This window comes from Acidisarcina sp. (assembly GCA_035539175.1).
Taxonomy (GTDB): domain Bacteria; phylum Acidobacteriota; class Terriglobia; order Terriglobales; family Acidobacteriaceae; genus JANXZS01.
This window is the reverse complement of record DATLIY010000007.1, coordinates 1,156,889-1,175,708: the sequence shown is the minus strand read 5'-3', so window position 1 is coordinate 1,175,708 and position 18,820 is coordinate 1,156,889. Positions and strand designations below refer to the sequence as shown.

Genomic DNA, 18,820 nt, shown 5'->3' with positions numbered 1-18,820 from the left:
CTCTGCTGCCTGCGGGCAGCTTCTTCGCTAAGAGGCTGGTAGACTCGTCTCGATGTCTGCCAACGCTGATACCCCACAGCCCGTCTTCCTGCTTGATTCCATGTCGTTCATCTTCCGCGCCTATCACGCCATGCAACGGCAGCGGCCCATGTCCACGCGCACGGGGGTGCCCACGGCGGCAACCTACGTCTTTGTGAACATGATCAACAAGCTGCGGCGCGACTTCCACCCGGAGTATCTGGCAGCGGTCTTCGATGTCAGCGGAGGCGTCTTTCGCGACGAGAAGGCAAAGTCGCTGACGCTGCGCAAGTTCAACGCGGAAACGCAGGCTTACGAAGAAGTGGACTACCACGGCTATAAGGCCAACCGCGTCGAGATGCCACCGGACCTGGCACAGCAGTTGCCCTATATCCGCCGCGCATTGGAGGCGTTTCGCATTCCCATCCTGCAGTCGGCGGGATATGAGGCAGACGACGTCATCGGCACGCTTGCGCGGCAGGCGGCGGAGGCAGGGCATCCGGTGCTGATTGTCTCCAGCGATAAGGACATGATGCAGTTGGTGAATGAGCATGTGAAGGTGCTCAACCCGACGAAGGACAACCTGATCCTCGATCGCGAAAAGGTGAAGGAGACGTTGGGCGTTCCGCCGGAACAGGTGATCGACGTGATGGCGCTGCGGGGCGACACGATCGACAACATTCCCGGTGCTCCCGGTATTGGAGACAAAGGCTCGGTGGAGCTGATCCAGCAGTTCGGCAGCGTGGAGGCGGCGCTCGATCATGCCGATGAGGTCAAGCGCAAGACCTACCGCGAATCGTTGCAGAACAACCGGGACACGGTGCTGCTGAGCAAGGAGCTGGTGACGATTTCGACCGATGTTCCGGTGACGCTGGATCTCGAAGAGATGCGCACTCTCTCGCCGGACACGGGCGCATGCCGCACGCTCTTCACCGAGCTGGAATTCACCTCGATGTTGAAGGATCTGGCGCCGGAGGAGTTCACCAAGGTTGCCTTCAACCTCAAGCCAACCTCGCAGGAGATTGCAGCATTTGTGGCGGAGGCGCGGAAGCATGGCTTCTCGCTTGCCGTCGAGCCATCGCTGTTTCAGGTGGCCACCGAGCAGGTGGGAGAGCAGGAGACGGAAGCCGTTGAAGAAGATCTTCCGGTGCTCAAGACGATGTCTCTGCTGGATCTTGTCGAAGAAGAGGAGCGCAAGCAGGAAGCACCCGTCTTCCGCCTGGGCCTCTGCTGCGCGGCGGGCGATGCATTGCTGGTTTCGCTGGACGGCGAAGGATGCGAGGAGTTGCGCGCGCTGCTCGAAGACGAGTCCGTCGCAAAATCGGTACACGATCTGAAGGGGATGCAGCGTTCGCTGGAGCAGCAGGGTGTCGAACTGCGCGGAGTGCAGAACGACATTATGCTGTTCTCCTACCTGGTCAATCCCACGCACTCCACGCATCGGCTGAGTGATGTGGCAGCGCGCTTTACCGCGCGTCCTCTGCAGGAGACGGGAGAGGCGCAATTGCCGGAGGCGGCCCACGTCATTCACCAGCTTGCTGCCACGCTGCGCCACGATGTGGAAGAACTCGGAGAGCGCAGTGTCTACGAGGAGATCGACCTGCCGCTGGTGCCGCTGCTGCGCAGGATGGAAGACGCCGGAGTACGCATCGACAGCGTCGTGTTGAACCGCATGGGCGACCGGCTGTCGGCGGAGATGCAGCGGCTGGGAGAGGAGATATTTTCGCAGTCTGGCCACCGCTTCAATCTCAACTCGCCGCGCCAGCTTGGCGATGTGCTGTTCAACAAGATGGGTTTGCCCAAGCCAATGAAGTATGGCAAGGGAAAGGTTGTTTCCACGGCACAGGATGTGCTCGAAGATCTTTCCGTGCACCACGCCGTTCCGCGCCTGGTGCTGGAGTATCGCCAGCTTGCCAAGCTCAAGTCAAACTATGTGGACTCGCTGCCGCTGCTCGTTGATCGCGACGGTCGTGTCCATACCACGTTTAACCAGGTAGGCACGGCAACCGGCAGGCTCTCATCGACGAATCCCAACTTGCAGAACATCCCGATTCGTACCGAACTGGGGAGAGAGATTCGCGCCGCGTTTATTGCCGCGCCGGGCCGCGTGCTGCTCTCCGCGGATTACTCGCAGATCGAGCTGAGGCTGATGGCGCATTTCTCCGAGGATCCGCTGCTTGTGCATGCCTATGCGACCAACCAGGACATCCATACGCTGACTGCTTCCGAGGTGTTTGGGATTCCCGCCGCGCAGATGGACAAGGAGACGCGAAACCGCGCCAAGGCGGTGAACTTCGGTATCGTGTATGGCATCTCCCCGTTTGGCCTTGCGGCGCAGTTGGGAATCTCGCAGAGCGAGGCGCGGCTGTATATCGATACTTACTTCGCACGCTACCAGGGCGTGCGTGCTTATATCGATCGCGTGCTGGAGGAGACGAGGCGCGAACAGCGCGTGCGAACGCTTTTTGGCCGCGTGCGCCCCATCCCCGATATCCAGAGCCGCAACGCCAATCTGCGCGGATTTGCCGAGCGCACAGCGGTGAACACGCCGCTGCAGGGCACCGCCGCCGACCTCATCAAGCTCGCCATGATCCGCATCGACAAGCGGCTGGCGAAGGAGAAGCTTGATACCGTGATGACGCTGCAGGTGCACGACGAACTGCTCTTTGATGTGGTGGAGGATGAAGCAGAGACGGTACGGTCGCTGGTGAAGCAGGAGATGGAAGGCGTCATCCAGTTGAAGGTCCCGCTGGTGGCCGACTGCGGCATCGGCGCGAACTGGCGGGACCTGAAGTAGTAAGTAGTGGCGTATGCACCGCGTGCCTGCAGGCTATGGGATGATTGGCGCCCTGGCCCGTTCGTTGCCCGCTCAGGCTCCAAGCTCGGCGCGAATCGCCTCGGCGATGGCATCGGCGTGCCGCCGCATCGCCTCCTCGGATTCAGCTTCGATCATCACGCGTGCGAGCTGTTCGGTGCCGGAGTAGCGGATGACCACTCGCCCGCTGTCCTTGAGTTCTTTCTCGGCGGCGTGGATCGCGCGTGTTACGGAGGGGATCTCTTCCAGCGGACGCTTCTCCCTTACGGTGACATTCACGATGACCTGAGGGAAGACCTTCATATCGGAGCAGAGCTCGTGCAGTGGCTTTCCTGAGCGCTGCACCAGGTCCAGCACCACCAGTGCGGTGAGCAGCCCATCGCCAGTCGTGGCCAGGTGAGGAAAGAGGATGTGGCCGGACTGTTCGCCACCAAGTGCCGCGTTCTTCTCCTGCATCATTTCCAGAACGTATTTGTCGCCGACTGGTGCGCGCAGCATACGGATGCCGCTACGCTTCAACGCGGCCTCCAGGCCCATATTGGACATGGTGGTAGCCACCACAATATCTCCGGTGAGCTTCTTCTTCTTTTGCAGGTCGCGCGCAGCAAGCAGCAGGATGGCATCGCCGTTGACCACGTTGCCGTTGGCGTCGGAGAAGAGCGCCCGGTCCGCATCTCCATCGAAGGTGATGCCCATGGTTGCGCCGCTTGCCATTGTTTCCGCGGCTACTACCTGGGGATACAGCGCTCCGCAACGAGCGTTGATGTTGCGGCCGTCAGGTTTGGCATGGGTGAAGACCGGGTTGCCGCCAAGGTGAGAAAACAGCTCCGGCGCGATCGCGGAGGATGCTCCATTGGCGCAATCGATCACCAGCTTCATGCCATGCAGATTGAGCCCGGGCACCGAGGCGAGAAGAAACGCCTCGTATTCGTGGCGCAATTGCGTATCAATCGCGGGCACGGGCAGGGATGCGGGGTCGGGTGCGGTAAGGCCCTCCAGATGGTGGAAGATCTCCTCTTCCATGCGCAACTCGGTCGCATCCGCCAATTTGTAACCGTCACTGCCGAAAATCTTGATGCCGTTGTCCTGCCACGGATTGTGCGAGGCCGAGATGACGATGCCGGCGGCATAGTGATGTTTGCGCGTCAGGTATGCGATTGCTGGCGTCGTAATGACTCCAGCGCTGACCACTCCCACACCGGCGCTCTCCAGTCCGGCGGCAATGACTGCCGCGATCCAATTGCCGGATTCGCGTGTGTCCATCCCGAGAAGGACTCTCGGGTTGGAATCTGCGGTCTTCAACGAGTGTCCCAGGGCAATACCGATTGCATAAATCGTTGTCGGGTCCAGCGGTGCAGTTCCGGCGACTGCGCGAATTCCATCGGTACCAAAAAGCTTTCTCATAAATCTGACGTGCCCTTTCTCTTCGTGCGTGTTTTTCAGGGTCGCGATTCGGTGACCCGGCTGCGCAGTGTTCCTGTTGCCAGCCTTGTTGTCAGCACATCTCCTTCGGCGGCCTGCTTCGAATCTTTCAATAACGTTCCGCTCTCATCGAAAACCAGCGCGTAGCCACGATTGAGCACCGCCAGCGGCGACAGGGATTGCAGTCGTCCTTCCAGCGCACGCTGCCGTGCCGCGCAGTTTGCTGTGTGGATACGCTGGGCACGCACCATGCGTCCTTCCAACCCTTGCAGCCGCTCGCGCAGAACGAGCAGCCGGTGTGTCGCATCGTGCTGCAACAGTCGGCTGACTGTGTGGTTCAGGCGATCATAACGAATCCGCGAGAGCCTGCGCCACGAAGCCTCCATTCGGAAGCCCAACTCATCGACCCGCTGCTGGCGGCGGCCGAAGGCATTCCGCAGGCGCGCGAAGCTGGCGTCGATGGAGAGGCGCGCGAGTCTTTCGCTGGCCTGCATCAGCTTATATCGGCTGGCCCGCTCCAGGCGCCGCCGCAACTGATCGATCTGCTCCTCGACTTTGTGCTGCGCTTCGGTTATCAGCTCCGCCGCAGCGGAGGGCGTGGGCGCGCGCAGGTCGGCGACAAAGTCCGCGATGGTGAAATCCGTCTCGTGGCCCACGGCGGAGACAACGGGCAGCTCCGAGGCTGCAATGGCGCGAGCCAGAAGCTCGCTGTTGAAGGGGGCAAGGTCCTCGAGCGAGCCGCCACCGCGGGCAATCACGACGATATCTGCCGAGCGGGTCTGGTTAAAGTAAGCGATGCCTGCCGCGACTTCAGCCGCGGCCGCCTCTCCCTGGACAACGGCGGGATAGAGCAGGACGTGCAAGGCCGCGTGCCTCCGTCCCACGATGTTCAGAAAGTCGCGGATCACCGCCCCTGAAGGCGACGTCACGATTCCCACGCAACGAGGAAAGGCGGGCATGGGCTGCTTCCGTTCCGTGGCAAACAGACCCTCGGCGCGCAGCCGCTCCTTAAGCTGCTCGAAGGCAAGCTGCAGAGATCCTGCCCCAAGCGGCTCCAGGATTTCGGCCACCAGTTGCATCTGGCCGCGTTGCTCGTAAACGGAGACCTTACCCCGCACCAGAACCTGCATGCCATCGCCGGGCCGGAAGCGCAGCAACTGCGCCTGCCTGCGGAAAAGAACTACGGGGAGCTGCGATTCGCCGTCCTTCAGCGTGAAATAGAGATGGCCGGAGGGCGCGGAGCGGAAGTTCGAGATCTCTCCCTCCACCCATACATCGGCGTATTCCCGCTCGATGTGCGCACGAACCTCGCCCACCAGTTCTCCCACGGACCAGACGCGGCGCGTGGGAGGCTTTGGCTCCTCAAACAGGAAGCCGAGCTGAACTCTTTCTCTCTCTTGATTTGGCAGGCCCACAAGGAAAAAGTCTACACGCCTCGATGGGAAGCGGAAACCATGCCTCAGCCGCGGAAGCGCGAAAGCAGATACAAGACAAGCGAGAGCAGAATGCTCAGCAGCAGGGAAGTGCCGAGCGGCAAAAAGACGGAGACATGCTTGCCCCGGTACGCGAAGTCTCCCGGCAGCCGGCCCAGGGGAATGCCAATGCGGCCAGCCACTATGAGGGCGGCGCCCACTGCCACCATCAACAGGCCAACGATCAAAACGATTCGTCCCATCTCGCTCAGGTTCCCACCCATGCTCCCCAGTGTAACGGAGGAATGCGTGTGCTAATTTTACGAAGGAGAGCCGCGCCAGCACGACCGGCAGGGAGGAGAGCCAATGGATATTCTGAGCCTGATCGTGGGAATTGCGCTTCTTCTCATCACGCTGCTCGACGCCTTTCAAACCATCATCCTGCCACGACGTGCCACCGGGCGCTTCCGTCTGACGAACATGTTTTATGGCGTTACGTGGAAGCCCTGGGCCTACTGCACCAACCTGCTTCGCCATCCGCGGAAGCGGGAGACGGCCTTCAGCTTCTATGGGCCGCTTTCTCTTATCTTTCTGCTGATGGTTTGGGCAGGGACGATGGTCATCGGCTTTGCCCTTATCTTCCACGGACTTGGCAGCCCGTTTCACGATGCCGTTGATCCTCATGGATTTCGCTCGGATCTCTACGTCAGCGGAACCACGCTCTTTACCCTGGGCCTCGGAGATGTAACGCCCAGCAGCCGATGGGCCCGGGAACTCATAATTCTCGAAGCAGGAACAGGGCTGGGCTTTCTTGCGGTGGTTATGGGCTACTTTCCCGTCCTCTATGGAGCGTTTTCCCGGCGGGAGGTCAACATCGCATTGCTCGATGCGCGTGCCGGTTCTCCGCCGACCGCGGCCGAGTTGATGCGCCGTCATGTCCATCCAGATGCAAACGATGCTTTGACTGCGCTGCTGGCGGAGTGGGAGCGATGGTCGGCGGAGCTGCTGGAGAGCCACATTTCCTACCCGCTGCTCTGCTACTTCCGCTCACAACACAATAACCAGAGCTGGATTGGCGCCTTGACCGCCATCCTCGATACCTGCGCGCTATTGATTGCGGGAGTGCAGGGGCGCCAGTCGCGCCAGGCGCAGCTCACCTTCGCCATCGCACGGCACGCGCTGGTGGATCTTTCGCAGATCTTCTCCCTGAAGCCGGTGACGAACCGGGTCGATCGCCTTCCCCCGGATCGTTATCAGCAGCTCTACGCGTTGTTGGATGAGTCCGGCGTTCGCATGTGCAGGGATGACCGTTCGATGCAACGGCTTACCGAGATGCGCTCTCTCTACGAGGGCTATGCCGAGGCCTTGAGCCGCTATCTATGCATGCCTCTGCCTCCGTGGATCTCAGAACATCCGCACAGGGACAACTGGCTGACGGTGGCACGTGTGCGAGAGCAGGCCGAGGTTGCCGACCAGAAGATTCCTGCGGTTCCACACGTACCGGGTCTGCACGACGATCACGATTTCTAGAGAGCCGTTTCTAGACGGAGCCTGGGGCAGGTGCGTGCTATCCCACTCTTCGCAGTTTGCCCGCGGACTGGTTCTTCAGATCTATCAATGCGAGCCGGAAAGATCGGACAACGCAGCGGGCTTACTGGAAGTGGCATGCCTGGGGGAGAACGCCACTTCCAGCTAGTGAGATGGGATGATCGACGGAATAGCTAGGCGGGTTGGAGCTGCTTTTGAAACGGCGCAGGCTCATCGGCACTGGGCCCCCAGCTTGAAGGCACGGCGACGTCGAGCAGGCGCAGATAGACGCTGAATTGGCCCCGGTGCTGGTACCAGTGATTGAGCATGACATCGCGAATGAATTGGCCGCGAGGGAACGCGAGGATTTCCTGGTCGCCGACGACGATGCGCCACATCTCGTGCATCGCATCATCATTAAAGTTTGGCAGTATCTTACGTACGGCTGCCACGCTTTCGTCGAAGAGATCGAGCACCTGTTGGACGCTCGCCGCCTCTGGAAATTGAAAATCGGGTGGCGGCGCGGAGCTGGTTTGCATGCCCCGAACGACGCTGCCGGGTACGACTGCGAGGTGGTATGCGAGCTGACCCGCGGACATCGATTTCGGGTGAGGTTTCCAGGTCAGCTTGTCTGCTGGAAGGCGCTCGAGGAAGCGGCGCGTGACGGGCGCTTGAGATTCAAATTCTGCGAGTAATGAGTTTGCAATCGACATGAAAATTCTCCTTTGTGGGGCAAAGCCACGGTGGAATGAATTCTGGTTCGAGCGCATCCTTCGAGCGCCTCAGCGATGCGAGCCTTCAGCGCGCTTGCGCAACTGCTCGTGCATGGAGCTCCACCCGCCGGTCACCCCTCTCTTATGGTCGTCCTGAATGAGGCCAAAGCCGGTGTGGTGGAACTGAATAATGGTTTCCCCTGCCTCTTCGGTGAGACGGTACTGGAGATTGTTGGCAACGGGATAGGACATGAAGAGCGGGCCGTTGATTTCAAGCAATGACGGCCGCTTGATGGCCTGGACATTGCCCCAGAAATGGCCGTTGTGATCGCCAAGGTCGCGGAACCAGCGGCCACCGGGCCACGCTTCCAGCTTGAAGGGCATCGGCGCGCCATCGGGAGTTTGGTTGAAGGGACCAAGCTGGTCGAGCAGCGCGGCGAATGTGATATCGATAGGAGCTTTAACGTGGATCTCCTGCGAGATATTCAACGTCATGTCTTCGATGCTTGCGGGGGCCTCGATCATGGTTTCTCCTCCTTGGGGAATCGTTCATTTGGATGATTGAGCGGCAGCCTCTTCGGCCCGTGTCTTGATCCTGTGCAACTGATGGGTCCAATAACGTTCGAAGGTGGCGGACCACTCGTACAAGGGGCGGATGCCTTCTGCATTCGTTCGATACAGCTTGTGCCGTCCGTTCCGCCGAACGCGTACCAGTCCGACATCGCGCAGCACGCGCAGGTGCTTGGAGACAGACGGCTGATCGAGCTCGAGAGCCGCCACGATATCTCCGACGGCCAGTTCCTTCAGCACCAGAAGGGTGAGGATTTGGCGCCGGCGCGGTTCGGCTATTGCGTTGAAGGAATCGGAAGTGGTTGCGGCACGTGCCATACTGCCGCTACATTACATACCCATATCGGAATATGTCAAGCCGCGATTTTTGAATTATGGCGGAGACTTGGGGAAGTGAAAAAGCCTCCGACCGGGGCAATGTACTTCTCACAACCCCGCTTAGCTGGCCGACCCGCCTATGACTTAAAGGGAGTTGACGCTAACAAGCCTTCAGCACGTTTCTAGAATGGCGCCACCTGGAAACGCGCACATACAGATAATATGGAATTGAAAACAATGAAGACTGGACAAATTCGCTTCATCGCTCTTCTTTTCGGGGTCTTGTCCGTGGCAGCTTGTCTCTTTGCCCAGGGCAAACCAACGCCGCTCGCAGCAGCGGCCCCTGGCACCCGCGACCTCGCCTCTCTGCACGAACTCCTTAAAAGCAACAAGCCCATCACCTGGGTTTTCACCGGCGACAGTATCACCGAAGGAGCGGAGTGGACCCATGGTGAGCGCGATTTTTCAGAGCTCTTCTCTGAGCACATCCGCTGGGACATGCGCCGTGGCCGAGACGTCATCATCAACAGCGCCATCAGCGGGAACAAAACGGATGACATCCTCGAGGACTTTCAATGGAGGATCGGCCATTTTCATCCTGACGTCGTAAGCGTGATGCTCGGTATGAATGATGCGGCTCGTGATTCTGGAGGAAGGCAGGTATTCGAAACCAATCTGCGGAAACTGATCGAGCAAATCCGGGCCATGGGGGCAATCCCCATCTTGCAGACAACAAATTGGACACTTGACGACCCGCGCCGCCATGACTTGCCTGCATACAACGCCATCATCCGGGACGTAGCAACCTCGGAAAACGTAATTCTTGTGGACAATTGGCAGTATTGGCATACGCACCGCACTGAAAATAACCTTGCTGCATGGCTGGGCAACGCGATTCACCCAAACGGCTTGGGACATGCTGCGATCGCGGAGCAAATGTTTAGCACGCTAGATATAGCGTCTAATCACGCAGATTAGACGAGGGTGCTTGATGCAGGATCGTACCAGCGCTCAAAAGTTGTAGCGCCAGCTGCCAACAGTTGCCGCGATATAGATAGACTGACTGTTACTTGTTTGCTCTGCATCAGGCTGTCTATCCGGAGGCTCTATGAAACCGACGAAAGAGGCGCTGAAGTCCGCCAGGAGTGCCGCCGTGTCCGGCAAGGCGGCCAAGGGATTCACGGATGAGGAACGCGCGGCAATGAAGGAGCGCGCCGAAGAGCTAAAGGCTGAAGAGCGCCGAGGCCTGCGCGTGAAAAAGACGGACGGGGAAGAGGACGTGCTTGCGAAGATTGCCGAGATGCCGGAATCGGATCGCGCCATGGCCGAGCGGCTCCATGCCATCATCAAAGCCAGCGCACCAGCCCTTTCGCCGAAGACCTGGTACGGGATGCCCGCGTACGCCAAGGACGGCGATATTGTCTGCTTCTTTCAAAGTTCGCACAAGTTCAAGGCGAGATACGCGACGCTCGGCTTCAGCGACAAAGCGAACCTCGACGACGGAACCATTTGGCCGGTCGCCTTTGCGCTGAAGAAGTTGACCGCCGCCGACGAGGCAAGGATAGTCGCGCTCGTGAAGAAAGCGGTCAGTTGAGGTCCTGGGTTCGGTCCAATCCACATAGACGGCAGACTAAATCGCGTCGATCACGATGAGCGTGATGTCGTCCTGCTGGGCCGTGGAAGCCGGTTGCCAGCGCTGGATCTCGGTTAGCAGTTGATCGACCAGCTCGGACGGAGGGCGCGACTGATTGTTACGCACAACCTGTTCGAGCTTGCCGTCGCCGAAAGAATCGCCGCCCGCATTCTCGGGTTCGACCATGCCGTCTGTATACATCAGAAAGCGGTCGCCCGCATGGATGGTCATCTCGAAAACGGGGTAGTCGGGCTCAGGGATTACACCGAAAAGCAGGCCGTTGCTCTCGATGCGCTCCAGTTTGCCTGCGCGCCACCGCAGGAGCGGCGGGTGTCCCGCGGCTGAGTAAAGCGCTTTGTGATTCTCTGTATCAAGCCACAAATAGGACGCGGTGACGAACTGGCTGTGGAGTTCCCGGAAGAGGGAACGGTTCAGCCCACGCAGAACCGCTCGAGGGTCATGTGCGCAGGGCGCGACTGACTGTAACGCCATCTTGACCATCCCTGCGATCAGAGCCGCCGGGACGCCGTGTCCGGAGACGTCGGCGACTAGAAAGCCGACCCGATCCGGATCGATGGGAATGAAATCGTAAAAATCACCGGCAACGGCCGTCATTGGGAGATAAGCTGCGGCAATGCGAAGGTGGCTGAGTTCGGGATTGGCGCTGGGAAGGATCGAGGTCTGTATCTCGCGAGCGATCGCGAGTTCATTTTCAATCGACAGCAAGCGGCGCTCGTTCGCAGAGACGATTTGCATCGCGGTGTAGCCCAAAGAGAAAAGCAGAGCTGCAAACCCCAGGTCACCCCAGATTGCCGGAGGCTGGTACCCAAAGGGGCGCGCCAGGTTGACGTAGAGAGCCTCCAGCGTGAAAAAAGACGTGCCGATAGCCAGAACGCCGCGATTGGGCAGAACGAGGTACTTGCGCGAGAGCCCTGGGAGCGCTAGCACGGTTACCATGACAAGAAGCATGCAGGTGACGAGGATCTCATTGTAGAGAACCAGTCTGCGATTCGAGCCTGTAAGGACGAAGAGCGCAATCCCTGCCACACCTATGGCCGCCCCCACGGCAATCACAGCCTTGAGAAATAACCGCAACCTGCCGGTGGTGAGCTCCAGAAACGCAAACGAGGCAACCACCACGATAAAGTAGACATTGATTGTGTCCAGGTAGGGAATGCCGACCCGGAGCCAGAGCGGCAAATGCGCCACGGCTGCCAACGAATTAGCCAGAGGCCGGGCCCCGTACAGGGCGCTCCAGATGCCGAGCCACAATATGGTGCGCATCTCGCTCCGCCGGCGAATTGCCGCGATGCAACAGGCTGCCAATCCCATAAACACAAAGACGGTTCCGGAAATGATTCCCTGGAGAAGATCGCGGGGTATTGCCGGAAGATGATCCTGCATGCGTGCGCCCTCAAGCGCGGCAAGGATATCAGAATGTGGGTGTTGTCCATGCGGCGCGCTGAATGGAGGCCGGCGAATGCAGATTTGCTGCCAGCGCTAATCTGGTTTGTGAGTGCGCGGGTCTCTCTCGATATTTGTAGGGAGCCGTGCGCCTCTGGGGATTTGGCGCTTCTGGGAATTTAGTGCCTCTGGTCGGGAGCGCGTCCTGTGCAGGATTATGCGGAGGGAATTTCGGCGGATTTCTGATTGATCAGTTCACTGAGCTGGGCGAGAGTGCCAGCCAGCGCGTGCGCGTCGACCGATCCCGGCTTGCCGGCCTGCTCCATGGCCATCTCAATCTGGCGAGCCAGTTCGGTTCCCATCGGCAAGCCAAACGTTCCCAGAATGCCTGCCAACTTATGGGCAGCGTCCAGGGCTTCCAACCGGGCCTGCTCGTCGAGCATATTTTTCTCCAGCAGTGCCTGGGCACGGCAGATTGCCTCCAGCCGCTCGGCAACGGTGGACTTGCTGGTCATCCAGAGCTGCAGCAGCAATTGTTGCAAGCGATCGCCTGACAGGGCTGTTGCGGTATCGGTCGAATTCGACTCTTTTGTTTTCAGCTTGGAGTGTTGCATGGCTCCGATTATGGACTACTCCTGCCATCCCAGGGCATCAGAAATCTGCCTCGAAAGTGTTAAAGGATCAAAGGGTTTGAAGAGGACAGCGGCAACTCCCAGCCCCGCGAAGCGCTTCTGATCCGGTCCCTGCACCTTGGCAGTCAGCAGGACTACCGGGATGCCGGTTGTCTCCTCGCGCTTCTGCAGCTCGAGAAAGGTTGTGGGACCGTCCATGGCAGGCATCATGACGTCGAGCAGGATGGCATCCGGTTTTTCGCTGGCGGCGCGGCCGATCCCCTCGATGCCGGAGCTGGCCATCGATACCTCCCAGCCAGCGACGGTTTCCAGGCTGAGAGCAGCTACCTGACGGATATCGTCTTCGTCGTCAATGATTAATACGCGGCGGCGAACCATGTTTCTTCTCTCCTCACGCGGATTGCGAGATAGCTCCGTCGCTCGGTGCATCGAGCCCGTCTTCCATTTTACGAAGGCGGCGGAGCATGGTGAGGACCAGAGCCTCGACCTCCTGCGGCGGAACGCTCGCCTTGGTCAAAAACTCAGTGGGCCCAAGCTGCAACTGTTTTCGTTCAAAATCCATGACGTCGCGGGCCGAGTAAACAACCAGCGGCGTATGGCTGAGATCTTTCTGCTGACGAAGCCAATCTACAACATTGAAGCCATCGCCGTCCGGCAGGGAAAGGTCGAGAATCAGCAAATCCGGCGGCATTGTCTCGCACAGCTCAATGGCGCGGCGCCGTGTTGCAGCGTGATGGACTTCAATGCCGGCGCGTGCGAATGTCGCCAGGATGATGCGGGCCAGGTCTTCGTCGTCTTCCACGATGAGCACACGGGCAACGCCATGGCTGCCGCCCAGCACGCGAGACAGCTCCGTCAGCAGCGAGACCTCGTCGAGAGGCTTCTGCACCCAGCCGTCGATGTGCTCGGGGATCTCGGGTTGCTCCGAAGATGGAAGCACGCTCAACACTACGACGGGAGTTGTGGAGGTGAGGGGATCGCCCTTCAGCATTTGCAGCGTCTTCCAGCCGTTCCTTCCGCTCAAAGAGACATCGAGCAGGATGGCTTCCAGCGGATGGCGTCGAGCCAGCGTCATTGTCTGTTCGGGATCTTCTGCTTCCACCACCTTGTATCCGTGCCGGGTGAGGTGCTCCGCTACGGTGCGGCGAGTGCGGGCATCCGAATCGGAAATCAGGATGGTACCGTCACGAGCTTCGCGGTCGGGAAAGGGCGAGGATTCCACTCCGATGCTTTGGTGGAAGGGGATAAAGAGGGAGAAGGTGGTGCCGCGATCCGCATTGCGCTCGGCCCAGATGCGGCCATTGTGCTGGTGAACAATCGTTCTGCAGATGGCGAGTCCCAGCCCCGTGCCGCCCTTCTGACGAGAGTCTGAGGCATCCACCTGCTGGAAGCGATCGAAGATCGACTCCAGCTTATCCGCGGGAATGCCACGGCCTTGATCGATCACGCTCAGCGTGGCGCCCTCGGAGCCCGCTTTGATCAGCACCCGTATCGTCGCATCCTCAGGAGAAAACTTGATGGCGTTGCTCAGCAGATTGGTCAGCACCTGTAACAAGCGGTCGGGATCGGCGTCCACCGCGGCGGTTCCCGTTTCCAGCACGATGCGAATCTTCGCCGCATCCGCCATCGGCATCATGGCATCGACTGCCTGCTGTGCGACTTCGCTGAGCGTTGTGCGGCGGAAGGAGAGAGGAGCGCGACCGGATTGCATGCGCTCCAGGTCGAGAATGTCATTGATCAGGCGCACCAGCCGGTCGGAGTTGCTGACGGCAATGCGGAGCAGGTTCGACGCCTTCTCGCTCACTTCCCCTACGAGGCCGGCGGAGAGAAGCCCCAGCGCGCCACGGATGGACGTGAGCGGAGTCCGCAGCTCGTGGCTTACGGTGGAGATGAACTCATCCTTCATGCGGTCGAGAGCGTATCGCTGGCTGATATCCCGGAAGCTCAACACGCTGCCCACCACGCTGCCGCCTTCCTGCATGGGCGTAACCGAGAACTCCACCGGGAATGAAGTGCCATCGCTGCGGAAGAAGAGGTCCTGGCCGGTGGTCCCCTGTGGGGTGGAAAAAGCGCGCATCGTGGGGTAGGAACCGTCTGCGGTCGCCGGGCCTCTGCGCCCCATGTGGATCACTTCCTGCACCTGGCGGCCGATGAGCGAGCCTTCGGCAGCCCCCAGGAGCATTTCCGCTGCGGGGTTGACGAAGATGACCACACCGTCCCGGTCGGTGCCAAAGATGCCGTCGGCCACTGAGTTCAGGATGAACTCCTTGTGGCGGTTCAACTCGCGGAGTTGGCCCTCCTGAGCGGAGCGGGCCATGAACTGCCCGAGCGAGGCGGATACCGTCTCCACGGCGGCCATCATCTCCGGGTCTTCCTTCTGCTGCTCGTGGCTGAAAAACTCGAGGACCGCGATCACCTTATTCCCGACACGCACAGGGACCGACCAGCCGGTAATCAGGCCGCTGGCCTCTGCGGCTTCCAGCCGTCCAAAGGACGCATCCCGCCGCAGATCCACGATCCAGAAGGCTCTGCGGGCGCTCCAGACGCGCCCCGGAATGTCTTCTCCGCGAGTGAGGATGTGACCGATATTTCCCCGTCCGAACTCCTGATAGGCGTGGCCCGGGGCGTACCAGCCGGCGTGATAGCTAAGGTACTGCTGCTCCTCATCCACCCGCCAGATGATGGCGACGTCCCATCCCAGGCTCGTGCCCAGCGACTCCAGCACACGTGGCAGCGCCTGCTCGGGGCGCGTACTTTCCCCCACGAGCTGCGCCACCAGCAGCTGCATCGCCATCTGCCGCTCGCGTTGCCGCTCCTGGGTTACGTCGCGGAAGAGGCAGCGCACAGAGACCGGTTGGCCGTCTTCCTGGCGGCAGCTCAGGTTGCCTTCCACTTCGGTGAACCTGCCCTGCGCTCCATGAAAGCGCAGCGAAACGCGCTCCACCCGCTCCCCGGTCAAGGCCCGGCGGAAGAGCGCCGCTGCCGTGGCCTGCGTCTCCGGGGGAAAGGCGGACTCAAAACTGATCAGGCCTTCGAAGTCGTCGGCACCCAGGCCAAAATGCGATTGCCATGCGGGATTTACGTAGAGGTAGCGCCCCCGCGGGCTGAGGGTTGCGATCATCTCATTCGAGTTCTCGAAGAGGTCGCGATACCGCTCCTGGCTTTCACGCAGCGCATGCTCGGTACGCTTGGCGGCACTGAGATCGGTACAGATGGCCAGCAGGCCGGTGACTGAGCCCTCCGGTTCGCGAATCGCTGAGAGATAGACCATTCCCGGAAAAGTGCTTCCGTCCTTCCGCTTGTACTCCAGTTCGAATCCTCGGACGCGGTTGGGGGGGAAGCTGCTCACATACTCGACATAATCCCGCAGGGGATTCTCCGGGTCGTCGGATTCCGCGAGGGGGTCCAGGGAGAGGTTGAGATTCATCACCAGCTGCCGCCCAACCCGTCGTAGATTACCCTCCGGAAAGATATCCTCAAATCTTGCGCGGCCCAGCATCTCTTCCTTGGAGTAGCCAAGCATCCGCTCTGCAGAAGGATTAAAGGCGGTAAATCGCCCATCGAGATCGGTGGCGAGAATCATCGGTCCTGCCGACTCGAGGATGCTCCGTTGCAGCAGAGCAACTTGCTCCAGGCTGGCATGGTCCGTGCGGAAGATCTTGCGCATGGCTGCGATCAACATCAGGTTGAGCACAGCCAGAGTGACAAAAAGAAAGGACTCCTGCCGGATCCACTGCGAACGGTTCACGGGTGGAGGGTGATGCGCGGACACTGCAATATAGGCGGCCGCTGCGCAGACCACGAGCGCAGATGCCAGCACCATGCGGAATATCGGCCTGCTGCGAAGCCAAGTCATGCTCTGGTTCTTTCGTGCCTCTCATGCGGGGAAATCCCGCGCCGAATACCTTCACAAAGGTAATAACCGCAAGGGCAACATTTACCGTCTGATAACGCAGATTATACGTGCAGGATGCACCGCTTCCGATGCCATTTGTTGCTGCTTTGGGCCAAATCATTGTTAATTAAGGTACCTACAGGATGGTTATCGGCAACATGTGGACCATCGGCGATTGACGGAGTTGGGGTATGGTCTGGATTTTTCGCCGGATGGAAAAAGCCGAAGGAGCGATGCCCCTTCGGCTTTCAGTAGAACTGTCCCTGTAATGAAGAGAGACTTTGGATTTCTAAGCGGTGACTGGCTCCAGCAGGTTTGCCCAGTGACGCTCCTTGCGGCCTGCCTGCGCACTCTTGTTGTAGGCGTAGCCGGCGATCAGGGGCAGGGCGATGGTCGCTTCGCTATAGACCATCTGCTCGAAGGTGGTGTCCACCTTGCCCCAGGAACTGGCTTCCTTCAGCGTGCTGGAGCTGAGCGCGCCATCCCGCACATCGGCGACCGTGATCTGGATCGCGTATTTGTGCATGGGGGCGTCGTTGCCTAGAATCTCAGCCGCTACCACGATGTCCTGGGCGAAGTTCTTGGGTACGCCTCCGCCGATCATCAGCAGGCCGGTGGTTGGATTCTCAATCTTCAGCCGGGTGATTTCGTAAAAATCCTTGGCGGAGTCTATCGAAACCTTGGGCTTGTTCTGGCGCGCATGCTGGTGTGCTACCAGGCCAAATCCGGCAGAGCAGTCGCTGAAGGCGGGGCAGAAGATCGGCACATCTTTCTGATAAGCGGCCAGAACGATGGAGTCGACACCACCCTTCTCGGGAGTCTTGCCCTCTGCAACCAGGTAAGCACCCATGGCGCGGATGAACTCGCGGGAGCTGTACGGGCGAGGATCCAGGGAGTTGGCGATCTTCTCCGTCGTCTCGTCGCAGATGCGCAGTTGTTCTTCGTCGATCAGCGTGTCGTAGATGCGGTCGATCATCAGCTCGCGCAGGGTTGCATCCTCTGTGCCCTGCTTGTAGAGCTCATCGGCGATGTAGTGCTTGAAGCCAAGCGCCTCAAAGAAGTCCTGATCGACGATGTTTGCGCCGGTGGAGACGATGGCGTCCACCATGTTGTTGCGCACCAGGTCGACAAAGATCTGCTTCAGGCCGGCGCTGATCAGCGATCCGGCGAGGCACAGGATAACGCCGCAATCCTGATCGCGCAGCATGCGCTCATAGATCGAAGCTGCCCGGGCAAGATCACGGGAGCTGTAGGCCATGGACTTCATGGCATCGACCAGGGCAACGACGTTATGTTGCTTGATGTCGATGTGCTGGATTGGAGTGGTAAGAAGTTCTTTTTTCGTCGGCATAGCAGCTTTAAGAGTACCAAAGCCGGGTTCGGGGTTCCCGGAAACTCTGTGAAATTTTATCCTCCTGGCGAGAATCAGCCGGGGATTGGCCCGGCGTTGGCGGGCTGCGGATATACTCGCTTTGCCATGATTCCAAATGCTCTAGCCCTGCCGCGAAAGGTGGCTGCCGCCATTCTGCTGGTTTTGTTTGCTGCCCCGCCGTCCTTTGGCTGGGGAAATGATGGTCACCGCATGGTGAACCGGCTGGCTGTGCAGAAGCTGCCAGCAGAGACGCCTGCGTTTCTCCGCACACCGGAGGCTCTTGAGGAGATTGAGTATCTGGGCCCGGAGCCCGATCGCTGGCGCTCGCCTGCCGAGCCGGAGCTGAATGCGGCGCAGGCCCCGGAACACTTTATCGACCTGGAACTGGCGGATACGGTTGGTCCTCTGCCGCGCAATCGCTTTGATTACATCACCGCGCTGGCTGCTGCGCAGGCAGTACATCCGGAGCTGAACCTGAAGCCGGAGAAGGTGGGCCTGCAACCCTATGTCGCGATCGAGGTCTACGAGCGTCTGAAGGCTGCGATGCGCGAGTACCGCACGCTCTCCGCGGATCACCGGCAGGTGAAGCCGACGGAAGATGCAATCCTCTTTTATGCCGGGTGGCTGGGGCACTATGTGGCCGATGGCTCTATGCCGCTGCACGTTACCATCAACTACGATGGCTGGGTTTCGCCGGAGAATCCGCATGGTTACACCACCCAGCATGGCATCCACTCGCAGTTTGAATCGGCGTTTGTGGCGAAGAACATACGGGATTCCGCCGTCGCACCTCTGATGCAATCGCCGCACACCCTGGCAGATCCTTTTACCGATTACGTCGCTTACCTGCGCCAGTCGGGGACGCAGATTGAGCGCGTCTATCAACTGGAGAAGCTGCATGGCTTTGAGGAAGCCGGTTCGGAGGAGTCGCGCGCCTTTACCGCCGGACGCCTTGCTGCCGGAGCGACGATGCTGCGCGACATGATCTACACCGCATGGGTGGAGAGCGCCCGCCCTGTCCCGGATTGGCATGCTTCCGGCAGGCGTGTGGTACCCGTAACGAAAAACTAGCGAGGGAACGAACGCGTT

General features: G+C 59.8%; 16 protein-coding genes. 5 read left to right on the top strand and 11 right to left on the bottom strand.

Annotated elements, in window-relative coordinates:
- Positions 1–52 precede the first annotated feature (52 nt).
- Positions 53–2,815, top strand: a complete 2,763-nt coding sequence (gene polA / locus VM554_07630) for a DNA polymerase I (protein ID HVJ08239.1) — start codon at positions 53–55, stop codon at positions 2,813–2,815.
- Between the two features lie 72 nt (positions 2,816–2,887).
- On the opposite strand, the gene glmM is transcribed toward polA, so the two are convergent.
- From glmM to VM554_07615, 3 genes are all read right to left on the bottom strand, one after another.
- On the bottom strand, positions 2,888–4,237 hold the full coding sequence (glmM, locus tag VM554_07625) for a phosphoglucosamine mutase (protein HVJ08238.1): 1,350 nt from the start codon (positions 4,235–4,237) through the stop codon (positions 2,888–2,890).
- A gap of 35 nt (positions 4,238–4,272) precedes the next feature.
- On the bottom strand, positions 4,273–5,583 hold the full coding sequence (gene xseA, locus VM554_07620) for an exodeoxyribonuclease VII large subunit (GenBank protein HVJ08237.1): 1,311 nt from the start codon (positions 5,581–5,583) through the stop codon (positions 4,273–4,275).
- 131 nt (positions 5,584–5,714) lie between these two features.
- Positions 5,715–5,930 carry a DUF2905 domain-containing protein gene (locus tag VM554_07615; protein HVJ08236.1) on the bottom strand — a complete coding sequence of 72 codons (216 nt, stop codon included), beginning with the start codon at positions 5,928–5,930 and terminating at the stop codon, positions 5,715–5,717.
- Positions 5,931–6,033: 103 nt separating this feature from the next.
- On the opposite strand from VM554_07615, the gene VM554_07610 reads away from it, so the two are divergent.
- Positions 6,034–7,197, top strand: coding sequence for a potassium channel family protein (locus tag VM554_07610; GenBank protein HVJ08235.1), 1,164 nt, complete (start codon positions 6,034–6,036; stop codon positions 7,195–7,197).
- A 191-nt stretch (positions 7,198–7,388) separates the two neighbouring features.
- On the opposite strand, the gene VM554_07605 is transcribed toward VM554_07610, so the two are convergent.
- From VM554_07605 to VM554_07595, 3 genes are all read right to left on the bottom strand, one after another.
- Positions 7,389–7,907 (bottom strand): DinB family protein, encoded by a 519-nt coding sequence (locus VM554_07605; protein HVJ08234.1) that lies wholly within the window; start codon positions 7,905–7,907, stop codon positions 7,389–7,391.
- A gap of 69 nt (positions 7,908–7,976) precedes the next feature.
- Positions 7,977–8,432, bottom strand: a complete 456-nt coding sequence (locus VM554_07600; protein HVJ08233.1) for an SRPBCC domain-containing protein — start codon at positions 8,430–8,432, stop codon at positions 7,977–7,979.
- 24 nt (positions 8,433–8,456) lie between these two features.
- Entirely contained in the window at positions 8,457–8,795 is a 339-nt protein-coding gene (locus VM554_07595) for a metalloregulator ArsR/SmtB family transcription factor (GenBank protein HVJ08232.1), read from the bottom strand.
- 222 nt (positions 8,796–9,017) lie between these two features.
- On the opposite strand from VM554_07595, the gene VM554_07590 reads away from it, so the two are divergent.
- Both VM554_07590 and VM554_07585 read left to right on the top strand, forming a co-directional pair.
- Positions 9,018–9,773, top strand: a complete 756-nt coding sequence (locus VM554_07590; protein ID HVJ08231.1) for an SGNH/GDSL hydrolase family protein — start codon at positions 9,018–9,020, stop codon at positions 9,771–9,773.
- A 130-nt stretch (positions 9,774–9,903) separates the two neighbouring features.
- Entirely contained in the window at positions 9,904–10,389 is a 486-nt protein-coding gene (locus tag VM554_07585; GenBank protein HVJ08230.1) for a DUF1801 domain-containing protein, read from the top strand.
- Between the two features lie 36 nt (positions 10,390–10,425).
- Here VM554_07585 and VM554_07580 read toward each other — a convergent pair whose 3' ends face one another.
- The 5 genes from VM554_07580 to VM554_07560 form a co-directional block, all read right to left on the bottom strand.
- A complete protein-coding gene (locus VM554_07580) occupies positions 10,426–11,712 on the bottom strand; it encodes a PP2C family protein-serine/threonine phosphatase (protein ID HVJ08229.1) in 1,287 nt (428 codons plus the stop codon).
- A gap of 335 nt (positions 11,713–12,047) precedes the next feature.
- The gene (locus tag VM554_07575; GenBank protein ID HVJ08228.1) at positions 12,048–12,446 is read right to left on the bottom strand and encodes an Hpt domain-containing protein; all 399 of its coding nucleotides are present in this window, start codon (positions 12,444–12,446) and stop codon (positions 12,048–12,050) included.
- A 15-nt stretch (positions 12,447–12,461) separates the two neighbouring features.
- Entirely contained in the window at positions 12,462–12,842 is a 381-nt protein-coding gene (locus tag VM554_07570; protein HVJ08227.1) for a response regulator, read from the bottom strand.
- A 13-nt stretch (positions 12,843–12,855) separates the two neighbouring features.
- Positions 12,856–16,320, bottom strand: coding sequence for a PAS domain S-box protein (locus VM554_07565; GenBank protein HVJ08226.1), 3,465 nt, complete (start codon positions 16,318–16,320; stop codon positions 12,856–12,858).
- 328 nt (positions 16,321–16,648) lie between these two features.
- The gene (locus VM554_07560; protein HVJ08225.1) at positions 16,649–17,710 is read right to left on the bottom strand and encodes a deoxyhypusine synthase; all 1,062 of its coding nucleotides are present in this window, start codon (positions 17,708–17,710) and stop codon (positions 16,649–16,651) included.
- Positions 17,711–17,758: 48 nt separating this feature from the next.
- Between VM554_07560 and VM554_07555 the strand changes: the two genes are divergently transcribed.
- Positions 17,759–18,802 (top strand): S1/P1 nuclease, encoded by a 1,044-nt coding sequence (locus VM554_07555; GenBank protein HVJ08224.1) that lies wholly within the window; start codon positions 17,759–17,761, stop codon positions 18,800–18,802.
- The last annotated feature ends 18 nt before the right edge of the window (positions 18,803–18,820 follow it).

Bases quoted from the DNA above. Each gene is read 5' to 3' on its own strand.
- polA (HVJ08239.1), top strand. From the start codon at position 53: ATGTCTGCCAACGCTGATACCCCACAGCCCGTCTTCCTGCTTGATTCC.
- glmM (HVJ08238.1), bottom strand. From the start codon at position 4,237: ATGAGAAAGCTTTTTGGTACCGATGGAATTCGCGCAGTCGCCGGAACT.
- VM554_07615 (HVJ08236.1), bottom strand. From the start codon at position 5,930: ATGGGACGAATCGTTTTGATCGTTGGCCTGTTGATGGTGGCAGTGGGC.
- VM554_07610 (HVJ08235.1), top strand. From the start codon at position 6,034: ATGGATATTCTGAGCCTGATCGTGGGAATTGCGCTTCTTCTCATCACG.
- VM554_07605 (HVJ08234.1), bottom strand. From the start codon at position 7,907: ATGTCGATTGCAAACTCATTACTCGCAGAATTTGAATCTCAAGCGCCC.
- VM554_07600 (HVJ08233.1), bottom strand. From the start codon at position 8,432: ATGATCGAGGCCCCCGCAAGCATCGAAGACATGACGTTGAATATCTCG.
- VM554_07595 (HVJ08232.1), bottom strand. From the start codon at position 8,795: ATGGCACGTGCCGCAACCACTTCCGATTCCTTCAACGCAATAGCCGAA.
- VM554_07590 (HVJ08231.1), top strand. From the start codon at position 9,018: ATGGAATTGAAAACAATGAAGACTGGACAAATTCGCTTCATCGCTCTT.
- VM554_07585 (HVJ08230.1), top strand. From the start codon at position 9,904: ATGAAACCGACGAAAGAGGCGCTGAAGTCCGCCAGGAGTGCCGCCGTG.
- VM554_07580 (HVJ08229.1), bottom strand. From the start codon at position 11,712: ATGCGCACCATATTGTGGCTCGGCATCTGGAGCGCCCTGTACGGGGCC.
- VM554_07575 (HVJ08228.1), bottom strand. From the start codon at position 12,446: ATGCAACACTCCAAGCTGAAAACAAAAGAGTCGAATTCGACCGATACC.
- VM554_07570 (HVJ08227.1), bottom strand. From the start codon at position 12,842: ATGGTTCGCCGCCGCGTATTAATCATTGACGACGAAGACGATATCCGT.
- VM554_07565 (HVJ08226.1), bottom strand. From the start codon at position 16,320: ATGACTTGGCTTCGCAGCAGGCCGATATTCCGCATGGTGCTGGCATCT.
- VM554_07560 (HVJ08225.1), bottom strand. From the start codon at position 17,710: ATGCCGACGAAAAAAGAACTTCTTACCACTCCAATCCAGCACATCGAC.